The organism is Acidovorax sp. NN32 (genome assembly GCF_057597245.1).
In genome coordinates this window covers 3,155,560-3,170,149 of the sequence record NZ_CP199679.1, presented here as the reverse complement: position 1 = coordinate 3,170,149, position 14,590 = coordinate 3,155,560, and the positions used below count along the sequence as shown (strand labels likewise).

General features: G+C 62.3%; 13 protein-coding genes. All 13 read left to right on the top strand.

Features of this window, described 5'->3' with window-relative positions; all coding sequences use genetic code 11:
* The first annotated feature begins 13 nt into the window (after positions 1–13).
* The 13 genes from ACT89O_RS14695 to ACT89O_RS14635 all read left to right on the top strand — a co-directional run bounded on the left by ACT89O_RS14695 (position 14) and on the right by ACT89O_RS14635 (position 14,422).
* Positions 14–1,246 (top strand): branched-chain amino acid ABC transporter substrate-binding protein, encoded by a 1,233-nt coding sequence (locus tag ACT89O_RS14695; RefSeq protein ID WP_055394034.1) that lies wholly within the window; start codon positions 14–16, stop codon positions 1,244–1,246.
* Between the two features lie 68 nt (positions 1,247–1,314).
* Positions 1,315–2,268, top strand: coding sequence for a branched-chain amino acid ABC transporter permease (locus ACT89O_RS14690; protein WP_055394032.1), 954 nt, complete (start codon positions 1,315–1,317; stop codon positions 2,266–2,268).
* Positions 2,269–2,272: 4 nt separating this feature from the next.
* Positions 2,273–3,601 carry a branched-chain amino acid ABC transporter permease gene (locus ACT89O_RS14685; RefSeq protein WP_121420374.1) on the top strand — a complete coding sequence of 443 codons (1,329 nt, stop codon included), beginning with the start codon at positions 2,273–2,275 and terminating at the stop codon, positions 3,599–3,601.
* A gap of 2 nt (positions 3,602–3,603) precedes the next feature.
* Complete coding sequence (locus ACT89O_RS14680; RefSeq protein WP_055394028.1) at positions 3,604–4,398, top strand: ABC transporter ATP-binding protein; 795 nt, start codon at positions 3,604–3,606, stop codon at positions 4,396–4,398.
* Between the two features lies 1 nt (position 4,399).
* Positions 4,400–5,095 carry an ABC transporter ATP-binding protein gene (locus ACT89O_RS14675; RefSeq protein ID WP_121420373.1) on the top strand — a complete coding sequence of 232 codons (696 nt, stop codon included), beginning with the start codon at positions 4,400–4,402 and terminating at the stop codon, positions 5,093–5,095.
* A gap of 189 nt (positions 5,096–5,284) precedes the next feature.
* Positions 5,285–7,384 carry a 3-hydroxyacyl-CoA dehydrogenase NAD-binding domain-containing protein gene (locus ACT89O_RS14670; RefSeq protein ID WP_487260437.1) on the top strand — a complete coding sequence of 700 codons (2,100 nt, stop codon included), beginning with the start codon at positions 5,285–5,287 and terminating at the stop codon, positions 7,382–7,384.
* A 40-nt stretch (positions 7,385–7,424) separates the two neighbouring features.
* Positions 7,425–8,600, top strand: a complete 1,176-nt coding sequence (locus tag ACT89O_RS14665; protein ID WP_055394022.1) for an acetyl-CoA C-acyltransferase — start codon at positions 7,425–7,427, stop codon at positions 8,598–8,600.
* A gap of 352 nt (positions 8,601–8,952) precedes the next feature.
* Positions 8,953–9,435 (top strand): hypothetical protein, encoded by a 483-nt coding sequence (locus ACT89O_RS14660; RefSeq protein ID WP_487255242.1) that lies wholly within the window; start codon positions 8,953–8,955, stop codon positions 9,433–9,435.
* Positions 9,436–9,490: 55 nt separating this feature from the next.
* Positions 9,491–11,344 (top strand): acyl-CoA dehydrogenase, encoded by a 1,854-nt coding sequence (locus ACT89O_RS14655; RefSeq protein WP_487255241.1) that lies wholly within the window; start codon positions 9,491–9,493, stop codon positions 11,342–11,344.
* Positions 11,344–11,553, top strand: coding sequence for a hypothetical protein (locus tag ACT89O_RS14650; RefSeq protein ID WP_487260436.1), 210 nt, complete (start codon positions 11,344–11,346; stop codon positions 11,551–11,553). Before ACT89O_RS14655 ends, ACT89O_RS14650 begins: the two co-directional genes overlap by 1 nt.
* 387 nt (positions 11,554–11,940) lie before the next feature.
* Complete coding sequence (locus tag ACT89O_RS14645) at positions 11,941–12,732, top strand: SDR family oxidoreductase (protein WP_055394014.1); 792 nt, start codon at positions 11,941–11,943, stop codon at positions 12,730–12,732.
* Positions 12,733–12,878: 146 nt separating this feature from the next.
* On the top strand, positions 12,879–13,310 hold the full coding sequence (locus ACT89O_RS14640; RefSeq protein ID WP_121420368.1) for a PaaI family thioesterase: 432 nt from the start codon (positions 12,879–12,881) through the stop codon (positions 13,308–13,310).
* Between the two features lie 95 nt (positions 13,311–13,405).
* The gene (locus ACT89O_RS14635) at positions 13,406–14,422 is read left to right on the top strand and encodes an NADP-dependent oxidoreductase (RefSeq protein WP_487260435.1); all 1,017 of its coding nucleotides are present in this window, start codon (positions 13,406–13,408) and stop codon (positions 14,420–14,422) included.
* Positions 14,423–14,590: the final 168 nt, after the last annotated feature.

Below are 14,590 nucleotides of genomic sequence, written 5' to 3'. Positions count from 1 at the left end.
AGGAGACAAAAGCATGAAGTTCGCTATTAAGGCTGTAGCAGCCTCGGTAATCTTGGCAAGCGCTGGCGGGGCCTTCGCTCAAAAGGGCGAGACGGTGAAAATCGCCTGGCTCGACCCTCTGTCTGGCTTGATGGCGGCAGTGGGAACGAACCAGCTCAAGAGCTTCCAGTTCATCGCTGAAGAGTTCAACAAGAAGAACCCTGCAGGCGTCAAATTCGAAATCATCGGCATCGACAACAAACTCAGTCCCCAGGAAACCACCAGCGCCCTGCGCTCGGCCATGGACCAGGGTGCGCGCTACGTGGTGCAGGGCAACGGCTCCGGCCCCGCACTGGCGATCATGGATGCGCTGGAAAAGCACAACGCGCGCAACCCTGGCAAGGAAGTCCTGTTCCTGAACTACGCTGCCGTGGACCCAGACCTCACCAACAGCAAGTGCAGCTACTGGCACTTCCGCTTGGACGCTGACACCTCCATGAAGATGGAAGCCCTGACCACGTACATGAAGGACATGCCCGAGGTCAAGAAGGTCTACCTGATCAACCAGAACTACTCGCACGGCCACCAGGTCTCCAAGTTCGCCAAGGAAATGATGCAGCGCAAGCGCCCTGACGTGCAGTTCGTCGGCGACGATCTGCACCCGCTGGCTCAGGTGCGTGATTTCTCTCCCTACATTGCCAAGATCAAGCAGTCGGGCGCCGACAGCGTGATCACCGGCAACTGGGGTTCTGATCTGGCGCTGCTGATCAAGGCCGCCAACGACGCGGGCCTGAACAACGTCAACTTCTACACCTACTACGGCTCGGTCACTGGCAGCCCCACCGCTATGGGATCGGCCGCAGCAGGGCGCGTCTACATGGTGGCCTATGCCCACATGAACCTGCCCGGGCCGCTGAACCAGATCGTGGTGGACTACAAGAAGAAGTTCAACGACGACATGTACACGGGCGCGGTTTACCACGCGTTCACGATGCTGTCCGAAGGTTTTACCAAGGCCAAGTCGACCGATCCGGTCAAGGTGGCTGCTGCGTTCGAGGGCATGAAGTTCAAGAGCTTCAATGGCGAAGTCGAGATGCGCAAGACCGATCACCAACTGCAGCAGGGCCTGTTCATCTCCAAGTGGGAGAAGGCTGGCGGCAAGTTCCCGATCGACTCTGAAAACACGGGTTACACCTTTGTGCCTGTGAAGTACTACGAGCCCTATGTGGCGAGCACGCCCACGTCGTGCCAGATGAAGCGCCCGTAAGCCTTGCGCAATCGCTTCGAGGCCCGACCACTCGGGCCTTTTTTTTACCCCTGCAGTGAAAAATTCCAATGAATCCTGAGTTTTTCGTGATCTCTTTGCTGAACGGCGTGAGCTACGGGCTCCTGCTGTTCATGCTGAGTTCCGGCCTCACGCTGATCTTCAGCATGATGGGCGTGCTCAACTTTGCACACACCAGCTTCTACATGCTGGGTGCCTACTTCGCGTTCACCATCTCTGGGGTGGTGGGCTTCTGGCCAGCGCTGGTGCTGGCACCCCTCGTCGTGTTTGCGCTGGGGGCCGCGTTCGAGCGCTATTGCCTGCGCCGGGTGCACAAGTTCGGCCACGTGCCCGAACTGCTGGTCACGTTCGGCCTGTCCTACCTCATTCTGGAAGTGGTGCAACTGGTCTGGGGCCGTTCCACGGTGCCTTATGGCCTGCCCGAGCAATTGCAGGGTCCGCTGTTTTCGCTCTATGGCACGCAATTTCCCAAGTCGCGCTCGTTTGTGATGCTCGTGGCCCTGCTGATGCTGGTGTCGGTGTGGCTGCTGCTCACACGCACGCGCATCGGTCTCGTCATCCAGGCCGCCCTCAAGTACCCCGAGATGGTCGAGGCGTTGGGCCACAACGTGCCGCGCGTCTTCATGCTGGTGTTTGGCGGTGGTGCCGCGCTGGCCGGCCTGGCGGGGGTGATCGGTGGCAACACCTATGTCACCGAGCCTGCGATGGCGGCCTCAGTGGGTTCCATCATCTTTGTCGTGGTGGTGGTGGGTGGCATGGGCTCGCTGGCAGGTGCCTTCCTGGCATCGCTGCTCATCGGTCTGGTGCAGACCTTTGCCGTGGCGCTGGACTATTCGCTGATCCATGTCTTCAAGGCCGTGGGCGTGGCGGTGACTGACCAAACCTTCGGCTACCCCTTGCTCAAGCTCACGATTTCCCAGGTCGCGCCCATCCTGCCCTACCTGTTCCTCGTGCTGATCCTGATCTTCCGCCCCAAGGGCTTGCTGGGCACGCGGGAGGACTGATGCCATGAATTCCACTACAACCACTACTGTCGCTTCCAGCGCCACGTCGCACTACCGGTTCAAGCCCTGGAACGTCGGGCGCCTCATCATCTGGACGTTGTTCGCGGTCATGCTCATCGTGGCGCCCATGCTGTTTCGCAGCAGCCTGGCGCTGACCATGCTCTCGCAGATCGGCTACCTGATCATCATCTGCCTGTCCTACAACATCCTGCTGGGGCAGGGCGGCATGCTGAGCTTTGGCCATGCGGTCTACACCGGCCTGGGTTCGTTCATCGCCATTCATGCAATGAACATGGCCACCAAGGGCTCTGTGCACATTCCGCTGGTTTTCATCCCACTGGTGGGCGGTCTGGCAGGGGCATTTTTTGCCATCCTGCTCGGTTTTGTCACTACCAAGAAGTCCGGCACCACCTTCGCCATGATCACGCTGGGTATTGGCGAACTGGTGGCCTCCATGGCGCTGATGTTCCCCGAATTCTTCGGCGGAGAAGGCGGCATCACCACGGACCGGGTGTATGGCAAAGCCTTCTTTGGCATCAGTTTCGGGCCTGCGATTCAGGTGTACTACCTGATTGCAGCGTACTGTTTTGTCTGCACTGCCGCCATGTTTGCATTCACCGGCACGCCGCTGGGCCGCATCCTGAACGCTGTGCGCGACAACCCCGAGCGCGTCGAGTTCATCGGCTACAACACCCAGCGTGTGCGCTACTTCGCGTTCATCATCGCGGGCTTTTTTGCTGGCATCGGGGGTGGGCTGGCCACCATCAACTTCGAGATCATCACGGGAGCTGACAGCCTGAGCGTGATTCGCTCCGGTGGCTACCTGCTGTTCACCTTCCTCGGCGGGGCCACGTTCTTCTTCGGCCCCATCATCGGCGCGGTGCTGTTGGTGCTGGCGTCGGTGTTGCTGTCCGAACTGTCCAAGGCATGGTTGTTGTACCTGGGCCTGGTGTTCCTGTTCATGGTGATGTATGCGCCCGGAGGGATTGCCAGCCTGATCATGATGAACCTGCGGCTGGCCAAGTACGGCAAGCTGCGTCAGCTCTGGAGTTCTTACCTGGCGCTGGGCGGCACGGCGCTGGTGGGGGTGATGGGCGCAGCCTGCATGATCGAGATGACCTACCACCTGCAGCTCAACGCGGCCCTGGGGCCAGAACTGACCTTCCTGGGGGCGACGCTCAATGCCGCGGGCTTTACGAGCTGGTTTGGCGCCATTTTCGTGATGGTCACGGGCTTTGGACTTTTTGAACTCTGCCGCCGCCAGTTCCTGCGGCAGTGGAGCACGATCCAGGAAGAGATCGAACATGAAATCAAGCGTGGGGAGGCGCTGTAAACATGGCAGCTGACAACCCAACCAACACCACCTATGCCCTGGAACTGCGCGACCTGCGCAAGAGCTTTGGCAAGACGGAAATTATCCGTGGCGTGAACCTGTCCGTGGCCTCGGGCGAACGCGTGGCCATCATCGGCCCCAATGGCGCGGGCAAGTCCACGCTGTTCAACCTCATCAGTGGGCGTTTTGCCCCCACAAGCGGGGATGTGATCCTCAATGGCCAGCGCATCAACGGGCTGGCGCCGTATGAGATCAACCGCAAGGGGCTGTCGCGCAGCTTCCAGATCACGAACATCTTTCCCAAGCTCTCGGTGTTCGAGAACCTGCGCTGCGGTGTGCTCTGGAGCATGGGCTACAAGTACACGTTCCTGCGTTTCCTGTCGAACCTGCACGATGCCAATGAGCGCGCCAAGCAGCTCATGGAAATGATCAAGCTCGACAAGAAGCGCGACACGCTGGCGATGAACCTCACCTATGCCGAGCAGCGCGCCCTGGAGATCGGCATCACCATCGCGGGTGGTGCCAACGTGATCCTGCTCGACGAGCCCACGGCCGGCATGAGCAAGACCGAGACCACGCGCTTCATCCACCTCATCAAGGAAGTGACCGAAGGCCGCACGCTGCTGACGGTGGAGCATGACATGGGCGTGGTCTTTGGCCTGGCGGACAAGATTGCTGTGGTGGTCTATGGCGAGGTCATTGCCTATGACACGCCTGACAAGGTGCGCGCCAACCAGCGCGTGCAGGAGGCCTATCTGGGCTCTGTCGTTGCGGACGAGCAAGGGGCGGGACATTGACATGCTGAAAATCGAAAATCTCCACGCCTATTACGGCAAGAGCCATGTGCTGCATGGCGTGACCTTCGACGTACAACCCGGTGAAATCGTGGCCCTGCTGGGGCGCAACGGCTCGGGCCGTTCCACCACCGCCAAGGCCATCATGGGCCTGGTGGACTGGGAGGGCACGCTGAACTGGAAGGGGCAGGACCTCAATGGCAAGAAGGCTTACGAGATCGCCCACCTGGGGGTGGGCTACGTGCCCGAAAGCCGCGATGTATTCCCCAACCTCACCGTGCACCAGAACTTGCTGCTGGGCCAGAAAGGCAAAGGCAAGGGTAGCCGCTGGTCGTTTGACGACATGTACGAGATGTTCCCGCGCCTCAAGGAGCGCCAGCACACCGAGGCGGGTGTGATGTCGGGCGGCGAGCAGCAGATGCTTACGCTATGCCGCACGCTGATGGGCGACCCCGACCTGATCATCATCGACGAGCCCACCGAAGGCCTGGCCCCAAAGATCGTGGAGCTGGTGGGGCAGTACCTGCAGACCATCAAGGCGCGGGGTATCTCGGTGCTGCTGATCGAGCAGAAGCTGACCATTGCCATGAAGATCTCGGACCGCGCGCTGGTCATGGGGCACGGCTCGATCGTGTTCCAGGGCACACCGGACAGCCTGCGGGCCGACAACTACATCCGCAAGGAATGGCTTGAAGTCTGACGATTTCTGAAAAACCATGGCTAAAGAGGCGCCCGATAGCTGAAGGCGCCTCTTTTTTTGCTCTACCAAATGTTGCACTGCAAACCCCCTTGTCCCGCCCGGGACAAATTGACACGCCAAATGGGTTTGAAGTCTCTACAATAAAAACGCACGATCGTTCTTTTTCACTTTCCAAGGAACAACAGCACCATGACCGCTGAATACAAAGTCCACGGCTCCGTTGCCGTGATCACCATGGCCAACCCTCCCGTCAACGGACTTGGGTTATCGACCCGCCAGGGCATCGTCGAAGGCCTTGGCCGTGCCAATGCCGATGCAGCGGTCACGTCCATCGTGATCACCGGTGCCGGTGGTGCGTTCTCTGGCGGCGCCGACATCAAGGAGTTCGGCACCGACAAGTCGCTGCAAGAACCCAACCTGCTGTCGGTGATTGCCGCCATTGAAAACTCGGCAAAGCCCGTCGTGGCCGCCATGCACAGCGTGGCCATGGGTGGCGGGCTGGAACTGGCCCTGGGTTGCCACTACCGCATTGCGGCGCCTGGCTGCTCGATTGCACTGCCAGAAGTCAAGCTGGGCCTGATCCCCGGCGCAGGCGGTACGCAGCGCCTGCCCCGCGTGATTGGTGTGGAAGCCGCGCTCAACCTCATCGTGAGCGGCGAGCCCGTCAAGAGCGAAATGATCGGCGCCGTGCCCGGCCAGAAGCTGTTTGACAAGATGTCCGCGTCGGCCGAGTCGCTGGCGGCAGAAGCCCTGGCATTCGCGCAAAGCGTGGCCGATGCCCGCCCGCTGCCCCTGGTGCGCAACTTCCCCTGTAAGCACCCCGAAGGCGACGCGTACTTCCAGTTCGCGCGCAACATGGTCAAGGGCATGGCCAAGAACTTCCCCGCACCCGCCAAGTGCGTGGACGCTGTTGAAGCCGCCACCAAGAAGAAGTTCGCCGAAGGCATGCTGGTCGAGCGCGAGATCTTCATCAACCTGATGTGGACGCCCGAGTCGCGCGCACTGCGCCACCTGTTCATGGCCGAGCGTGCGGCGAGCAAGATCCCTGATGTGGCCTCTGACACCCCCAAGCGCGACATCAAGCTGGTGGGCGTGATTGGCGCGGGCACCATGGGCGGCGGCATTTCCATGAACTTCCTGAACGCAGGCATCCCCGTCAAGATCCTGGAGATGAAGCAGGAAGCCCTGGACCGTGGCGTGGCCACGATCAAGAAGAACTACGAAGCCCAGGTCAAGAAGGGCAAGCTCAAGCAGGACAAGTACGAGCAGCGCATGGCCCTGCTGAGCACCACGCTGAGCTACGACGATCTCAAGGACTGCGACCTCATCATCGAAGCCGTGTTTGAAGAGATGGGCGTCAAGGAAGCCGTGTTCAAGCAACTCGACGCTGTGGCCAAGCCCGGCGCCATCCTGGCCTCCAACACCTCCACGCTTGACGTGGACAAGATCGCAGCGTTTACCAAGCGTCCGCAGGACGTGGTGGGCATGCACTTCTTCAGCCCTGCCAACGTGATGAAGCTGCTGGAAGTGGTGCGTGGCAAGGAGACCGCCAAGGATGTGCTGGCCACCGTGATGGCCATCGGCAAGAAGATCAAGAAGACTTCCGTGGTCTCGGGCGTGTGCGATGGTTTCATCGGCAACCGCATGATCGAGCAGTACAGCCGCCAGGCTGGCTTCCTGCTGGACGAAGGCTGCACTCCCCAGCAGGTGGACAAGGCCATCGAAAAGTTTGGCTTTGCCATGGGCCCGTTCCGCATGGGCGATCTGGCGGGTAACGACATTGGCTGGGCCATCCGCAAGCGCCGCTCCGTCGAGCGCGCCGACATGAAGTACAGCCGCACGGCCGACAAGCTGTGTGAACTGGGCCGCTTCGGCCAGAAGACCGGCGCAGGCTGGTACGACTACCAGGCCGGCAAGCGCGACGCGATCCCGAGCGACCTGGTCAACAAGATGATCGAAGACCACCGCAAGGAGCTGGGCATCACGCCGCGCAAGATTTCGGATGAAGAAATCGTGCAGCGCCTGGTGTTCGCACTGGTCAACGAAGGCGCGCACATCCTGGAAGACGGCATTGCCAGCAAGTCCGGCGACATCGACATGGTGTACCTGACCGGCTACGGCTTCCCCATCCACCGTGGCGGCCCCATGCACTACGCCAGCGAAGTGGGTCTGTTCAATGTGGTGCAGGCCATGGACCGTTTTGCCAAGAACCCGCTGGATGACGCAGCGTTCTGGAAGCCCGCTCCGCTGCTGGCCAAGCTGGCCGCCGAAGGCAAGGCCTTCCAGTAAATAGCCGCGTGCACCCATCTACAGAATCAAAGGAATTCACATGACCTCCGCAGTGATTGTTTCCACCGCCCGCACGCCGCTCGCCAAGAGCTGGAAGGGTTCTTTCAACATGACGCATGGCGCCACCCTGGGCGGCCATGCCGTGCAGCACGCCGTGTTGCGCGCCGGCATCGACGGCGCTGACGTGGACGACGTCATCATGGGTTGCGCCACACCCGAAGGTGCCACCGGCAGCAACATCGCGCGCCAGATCGCCCTGAAGGCCGGCCTGCCCATCACCGCTTCCGGTGTCACGGTCAACCGCTTCTGCTCCTCTGGACTGCAGACCATTGCCATGGCCGCCCAGCGCATCATCGCTGGCGAAGCCGATGTGTTCGTGGCCGGTGGTGTCGAAAGCATCTCCTGCGTGCAGCAGGAGATGAATCTGCACATGATCCAGGACCTGGCCCTGGCCAAGCAAAAGCCCGAGATCTACTGGAGCATGCTGCAGACCGCCGAGCAAGTGGCCAAGCGCTACAACATCGGCCGCGAAGCCATGGACGAATACGGTGCCGCCAGCCAGCAGAAGGCTTGCGCAGCGCAGGCCGCTGGCTTGTTCGACGCAGAAATCGCCCCCATCACCGTGACCGCCGGTGTGGCCGACAAAACGCTGGGCCTGATCACCAAGCAGGTCACCGTGAGCAAGGATGAAGGCACACGCGAAGGCACCACGGTAGAAGCCATCAGCGGCCTTCGCTCGGCGCTGCCTGGCGGTTTGATCTCTGCCGGCAACGCCAGCCAGTTCTCCGACGGCGCCGGCGCCTGCGTGGTGACCAGCGAAGAGTACGCCAGCAAGAAGGGCCTCAAGCCCCTGGGCCGCTTCCTCGGCTTTGCGGTGGCAGGTTGCGAGCCCGACGAAATGGGCATCGGCCCCGTGTTTGCCGTGCCCAAGGTGCTGAAAAAGCTGGGCCTCACGGTGCAGGACATCGACCTGTGGGAGCTGAACGAAGCCTTTGCCGTGCAGGTGCTGTACTGCCGCGACAAGCTGGGCATTCCGGCCGACCGCCTGAACGTGAACGGCGGCGCGATTGCCGTGGGCCACCCCTACGGTGTGTCGGGCCAGCGCCTCACGGGCCACGCGCTTATCGAAGGCAAGCGCCGTGGTGCGAAGAAGGTGTGCGTGACGATGTGCATTGGTGGCGGCATGGGCGCTGCGGGCATTTTCGAAGTGCTGTAAAACTTGGCTTGGGGCGGCGCAACAGGCGGCACCTTCACGTGTTTCCTGTGCGCTTGCCCCTTTGTGGGTGGCGCAAGCAGCGGTGGTGGGGCCCATGGGCGGACCACATGCGTTGGCTCTCCGCCCAGCAAATTTCAGAGGGATGCCTGAACTGCCGGTAGAAGGGGATGAGAGGAAGACACCGGGGCCGAGCAGGGCCGAGGGGGTGAAGAGACGCTGGCTACAAATTGTTGCTTTGCCAGGGCATGATGCGCCCCTCGGCGCGGTTGGCGCGGGCAGAATCCGCGCGACCACCGGCTTGCCTGTGGCACTGAACCTGTCTCCTTTCTCCATCCCGAACCCGGTACCTCCCATGCGTTGTCTGCTTCCTTCCTTTCGCCACTGTGTCGCCCTCTCGGCCCTTGCCGTTGCATGCGGTGCCCATGCCCAGAGCCAGACCTACAAGCTCCAGCTGCCGCTGGAGTCGGACTCCGACGTGGTTTTGCAGGACATCGTGGTGGACGCCAAACAGACGCGGGTGACGCTTGTCGTCAAGAACACCACCGATGAATCGTTCGAGGCCTGTGCGCAACCCACTGGCTCGCCCGATGCGTTCACGCTCAAGGACCTGGGCACCGGCACCGTGCTGCCGCAGCTGTCGATTGGAGGCCTGTCTTTCTGCAACGTGAAGATGGATGTGGTCAAGCCCGGCCGCAACAAGCTCGTCAAGATCACGTTCCCGCCACTGCCTGCAGGTGCCACACGCCTGCAGCTCGGAGAAGCCAATTGCCAGCCCAAGCCCGATTCGGACATGGACTACTGGTGTTTCAAGAACATCGTGCTGCCTGCACGCTGAGCCCTATCAGGCCAATGGAGATCGGGCATGCGCGCAGCCACAAGGAGACCTTCTGATGACCCTGCGTTCCACGCTCGACTTTCTGCTGTATGACTGGCTCGATGCCCAGTCCCTCACGGCCCGCACGCGTTTTGCAGACCACTCGCGCGAAACCTTCGATGCGGTGCTCGACACCTGCGAGCGCATCGCTCGCGAGAAGTACGCGCCCTTCAACCGCACCGTAGACATCGAGGAGCCACACTTCGACGGTGAAAAGGTCATCCTGCCCCAGGCGACTTACGAGGCGCGCAAGGCCTACGCGGAATCCGGCCTGTTGTCGGCCGCGCAGGACTACGAGGTCGGCGGCATGCAGCTGCCCTATGCCGTCGAGGCGGCCGCCAACAGCTTCTTTGCGGTGGCATCCATCAGCATCGGCTCGAACCTGCTGACTTCGGGCAACGCCAACCTGCTCATGGTGCATGGCACCGAGGCGCAAAAGCAGGTGTTTGCACTCAATGAATTCAACGGGCGTTGGTCGGGCACCATGTGTCTGTCCGAGCCGCAGGCGGGCTCCTCGCTGTCGGATGTGGCCACGCGCGCAGTGCCTGATGGCGATGGCTTCGAGGCCGACCCATTGGGCGCAAGGTATCGCCTCACGGGCAACAAGATGTGGATCAGCTCGGGCGACCATGAGCTGACCGAAAACATCGTGCACCTGGTGCTGGCCAAGATCCCGGGGCCGGACGGCAAGCTGGTGCCGGGCACCAAGGGCATCTCGTTGTTCATCGTGCCCAAGAAACTGGTGGACACCGAAGGCAAGCTCACCGGCGTGCGCAACGACGTGGCGCTGGCGGGCCTCAACCACAAGCTGGGCTGGCGCGGTACCACCAACACGCTGCTTAATTTCGGTGAAGGCAAGTTCCCGGTTGAGGGCAAGGCCGGGGCCGTGGGCTACCTGGTGGGCCAGCCCGGCAAGGGCCTGCACTGCATGTTCCACATGATGAACGAGGCGCGCATCGGTATCGGCATGGCCGCCACCATGCTGGGGCTGGCGGGCTATTACGCCAGCCTGGACTACGCCAAGAACCGGCCCCAAGGACGCCCGGTGCAGGGCCCCAAGGATGGCGCCGCTGCCGTGGTCAAGGACGCCGCCCAGCCCCAGGTGCGCATCATCGAACACGCCGACGTCAAGCGCATGCTGCTGGCCCAGAAGTCGTATGGCGAAGGGGCGCTCGCGCTCAACCTGTTTTGCGCCAAGCTGGTGGACGAGCAGCACACGGGCGACGCGGCGACGGCCGACGAAGCCCGCCTGCTGCTGGAGGTGCTCACCCCCATTGCCAAGAGCTGGCCCAGCGAGTTCTGCCTGGAGGCCAACTCATTGGCCATCCAGATCCATGGCGGCTACGGTTATACGCGCGATTTCCCGGTGGAGCAGTACTGGCGCGACAACCGCCTGAACATGATCCACGAGGGCACGCACGGCATCCAGGCCATGGACCTGCTGGGCCGCAAGGTGCTGATGGAAGGCGGCCGCGGCCTGCAACTGCTGGCCGGGCGCATCAATGCCACCATCGAGCGCGCGATCCAGGTGCCCGCGCTGGCGGCACATGCCAACGCGCTGGGCAAGGCGCTGCAGGACGTGGGCGCCGCCACCAAGGCCGCCTGGGCCACGGGCCAGCCTGCCGATGCGCTGGCCAATGCCGTGCCCTACATGCAGGCCTTTGGCCACACGGTGCTCGCCTGGGTTTGGCTGGACGTGGCCCTGGCCACGCTGGCTCGGGATGCCGATCTGGCCCAGCCCGCGAGCGTGGGACGCATGGGCGGCATGCGCTTTTTCTTCCACTACGAGTTGCCCAAGATCGGTGCCTGGCTGCAGGTAGTGAGCACGCGCGATGCCACCTGCGCGGCCTTCCCTGAAGAGGCGTTTTGATGGCGGCGCAACTCACCCTGCAACGCCTGCACAAGCTCATCTGGGTGCTGATTTACGGCGGGTTGCTCACGCTGATACTGGGCATCGCCACCGCCCGCACCGATGAGGCTCTGGGCTGGAGCCTCATCGTGGGCGGCGGGGTGCTGGCCGTGGTGGGTGTGCTGCTGATCGCGGTGCGGGCCCGGTTGCACACCGACCCCGGCCCTTAGAGCCTGTTCAAAGTCTTTTTGGAGACCGCATTGAAGTGCAATCGGGATGAGTGGATGCTTCGGATGCGCCGCATGGGCTCATGCCCATGCAAGCAGCCGGGGCGTCCAATCGCCCGATTTCACTCCAACCCTTCGGGCAAGTGCCTTGCCGGGCGGTCTACGGCGTTGCGGCGCTTGCCGATAGCACGGGCTATCGGCGGCGCACCGCGCCTTGCATCCCATCCCGGCAAGGCACTTGTGCGGCTCCAGAAAAATTTTGAACAGGCGCTTAGCTGAACGCCCGACACCCCCGCGACACAAAGCGCCCGCATTGCATCGCACAATCCTCGGGCGCGTGGGGCAAACACCCAACGACAGATCCATCCAAAACCGAAGGAGACTTTCAGCATGACCCGTACCATCCAACAACTGTTTGACCTCACCGGCAAGACCGCACTGGTCACCGGCGGCTCGCGCGGCCTGGGGCTGCAACTGGCCCACGCGCTGGGCGAAGCGGGTGCCAAGATCATGCTCAGCTCGCGCAAGGCGTCTGACCTGGAAGAGGCTGCCGCTGACCTGCAGGCTGCGGGTATCGACGCACGGTGGATCGCCGCTGATTGCGCCAAGGAAGACGACATCCGGCGCCTGGCCGACGAGACCCTGGAGCGCCTGGGCCATGTGGACATCCTCGTCAACAACGCAGGCGCAGCCTGGGGGGCCCCTGCCGAAGACCATCCCGTGGACGCGTGGGACAAGGTGATGAACCTCAACGTGCGCGGTTACTTCATCCTGAGTCAGCACATCGCCAAGCACAGCATGATCGCGCGCCGCAGCGGCAGCATCATCAACGTAGCGTCCATCGCAGGCTTGGGCGGCAACCCCAAGGGCATGAACACCATTGCTTACAACACCTCCAAGGGCGCGGTGATCAACTTCACACGGGCACTGGCCGCTGAATGGGGCGCGTACAACATCCGCGTCAACGCCATCTGCCCGGGTTTCTTCCCGAGCAAAATGACGGTGGGTACGCTCAAGGCCATGGGCGAGGAAGCGCTGGCCGCCCACGCCCCGCTGGGCCGTCTCGGCGATGATGAAGATCTGAAGGGCCTGTGCGCGTTGTACGCGTCGGATGCGGGCAAGCACATCACCGGCCAATGGCTGGCGGTGGACGGGGGCGTGAGTATTGTCACCGGCGGGTGAGCATCCCCCTGAGGCGCTGCGCGCCTTCCCCCTTCTCTCGGCTTCGCCGGGAAGGAGGACGCAGCCCTCGCTGCGGGGCGGCCCTTGCTCGGCTGCCCTGGTCTGGGCCGCGCCAGTATTTGAGGTTTGTGTTCTGAGGAAATCCCTTGAAAAGTTTCGGTGTCGAAATTCCCTTTGTCCACCACCTGGGCTTCACGCTGCAGCGTATGGAAGGCGGCGAGTCTGAGCTGCATTACGAAGCCCAGCCCGAGCACTTGAACTCGTTTGCCGTGACCCACGGCGGTGCGTCGATGACGCTGCTGGACGTGACCATGGCCACGGCGGCGCGCAGCGAGACGCCCGACATGGGCGTGGTCACCATTGAGATGAAGACCAGCTTCATGCAGCCCGCACGCGGGCCGCTGGTGGCCAAGGGGCGGCTCATTCACCGCACGGCCACCATGGCTTTTACCGAAGGCACGGTGTATGACGCGCAGGGCAAGGTGTGTTGCCATGCCACCGGCACGTTCAAGTACGTGCGGCGCCTGCCAGTCGATGGGCGCAATGTGAATGACCTCAAGGTCATTTCCACCGATTGAGTCAGATTTTTAAGCCAAATTGGCCCCTAGCGCTTTATCCATAAGCGCTGGCAGCTATTGAATTCATAGTGATAGACATTCTGAAGGAGCCTCTCATGCCACGCAACCAACAAATCGTTCTCGACAACCGCCCCCAAGGCGAAGCCGTGGTCAGCAACTTCAAGCTGGTGGCCACCGACACGCCCGCGCTCAAGGAAGGCGAGGTGCTGGTACGCCACCACTTTCTGAGCCTGGATCCCTATATGCGCGGCCGCATGAACGAGAGCAAGAGCTACGCCGCATCGCAGGCGCTGGGCGAAGTCATGATCGGTGGCACCGTGGGTGAAGTGGCCGAGAGCAAGCACCCCAAGTACGCGGTGGGCGACAAGGTGGTGGGCATGGGCGGCTGGCAGGAATACAGCGTGGTCAATGCCGACCAGCCCGGCGCGCTGCGCAAGGTCGATACGACCCATGTGCCGCTGTCGCACTACCTGGGCGCCGTGGGCATGCCGGGTGTCACGGCCTGGTACGGCCTGGTCAAGATCATTGTGCCCAAGGAAGGCGACACCGTGGTGGTAAGCGCCGCTACTGGCGCCGTGGGCAGCGCCTTTGCCGCTTTGGCCAAGGCCCGGGGCTGCCGTGCGGTGGGCATTGCCGGTGGCGCCGACAAGTGCAAGTACGCCGTGGAAGAACTGGGCTTTGACGCCTGCATCGACTACAAGGAACACAGCGACGTGAAGGCCATGTCCAAAGCCCTGAAGGAAGCGTGCCCCAACGGCATCGATGGCTACTTCGAAAACGTGGGCGGCTGGATCATGGACGCCGTCATGCTGCGCATGAACGCCTTCAGCCGCATTGCCCTGTGCGGGATGATCGCTGGCTACGACGGCGCGCCGCTGCCCATGGCCAACCCCGCGCTCATGCTCATCAACCGCATGAAAGTCGAAGGTTTCATTGTGAGCGAGCACATGGAAGTCTGGCCTGATGCGCTCAAGGAGCTGGGCACGCTGGTCGGCACCGGCAAGCTGCGCCCACGCGAGACCATTGCGCAGGGCATCGCCTCTGCGCCCGAGGCCTTCCTGGGCTTGCTCAAGGGCAAGAACTTCGGCAAACAGCTGGTGAAGCTGATCTAAGAACCTGCTCCCGGCCTTTTCATGGGGTGCGCATGACAGCAAACAGTCACGATCTAGGCGTCCACCGCAGCCCATGCTGGCGGCCTGGGCAAGGTGGGCAACGACGAGCGTGGCTGTTTGCTGCCATGCCCTCCGGGTTGCCCCGCAAAGGCAGCGTCTGCTGCGTTG

What these genes read in the sequence shown, in the direction of transcription:
- ACT89O_RS14695 (WP_055394034.1), top strand. Translation starts at nt 14, where the DNA reads ATGAAGTTCGCTATTAAGGCTGTAGCAGCCTCGGTAATCTTGGCAAGC.
- ACT89O_RS14690 (WP_055394032.1), top strand. Translation starts at nt 1,315, where the DNA reads ATGAATCCTGAGTTTTTCGTGATCTCTTTGCTGAACGGCGTGAGCTAC.
- ACT89O_RS14685 (WP_121420374.1), top strand. Translation starts at nt 2,273, where the DNA reads ATGAATTCCACTACAACCACTACTGTCGCTTCCAGCGCCACGTCGCAC.
- ACT89O_RS14680 (WP_055394028.1), top strand. Translation starts at nt 3,604, where the DNA reads ATGGCAGCTGACAACCCAACCAACACCACCTATGCCCTGGAACTGCGC.
- ACT89O_RS14675 (WP_121420373.1), top strand. Translation starts at nt 4,400, where the DNA reads ATGCTGAAAATCGAAAATCTCCACGCCTATTACGGCAAGAGCCATGTG.
- ACT89O_RS14670 (WP_487260437.1), top strand. Translation starts at nt 5,285, where the DNA reads ATGACCGCTGAATACAAAGTCCACGGCTCCGTTGCCGTGATCACCATG.
- ACT89O_RS14665 (WP_055394022.1), top strand. Translation starts at nt 7,425, where the DNA reads ATGACCTCCGCAGTGATTGTTTCCACCGCCCGCACGCCGCTCGCCAAG.
- ACT89O_RS14660 (WP_487255242.1), top strand. Translation starts at nt 8,953, where the DNA reads ATGCGTTGTCTGCTTCCTTCCTTTCGCCACTGTGTCGCCCTCTCGGCC.
- ACT89O_RS14655 (WP_487255241.1), top strand. Translation starts at nt 9,491, where the DNA reads ATGACCCTGCGTTCCACGCTCGACTTTCTGCTGTATGACTGGCTCGAT.
- ACT89O_RS14650 (WP_487260436.1), top strand. Translation starts at nt 11,344, where the DNA reads ATGGCGGCGCAACTCACCCTGCAACGCCTGCACAAGCTCATCTGGGTG.
- ACT89O_RS14645 (WP_055394014.1), top strand. Translation starts at nt 11,941, where the DNA reads ATGACCCGTACCATCCAACAACTGTTTGACCTCACCGGCAAGACCGCA.
- ACT89O_RS14635 (WP_487260435.1), top strand. Translation starts at nt 13,406, where the DNA reads ATGCCACGCAACCAACAAATCGTTCTCGACAACCGCCCCCAAGGCGAA.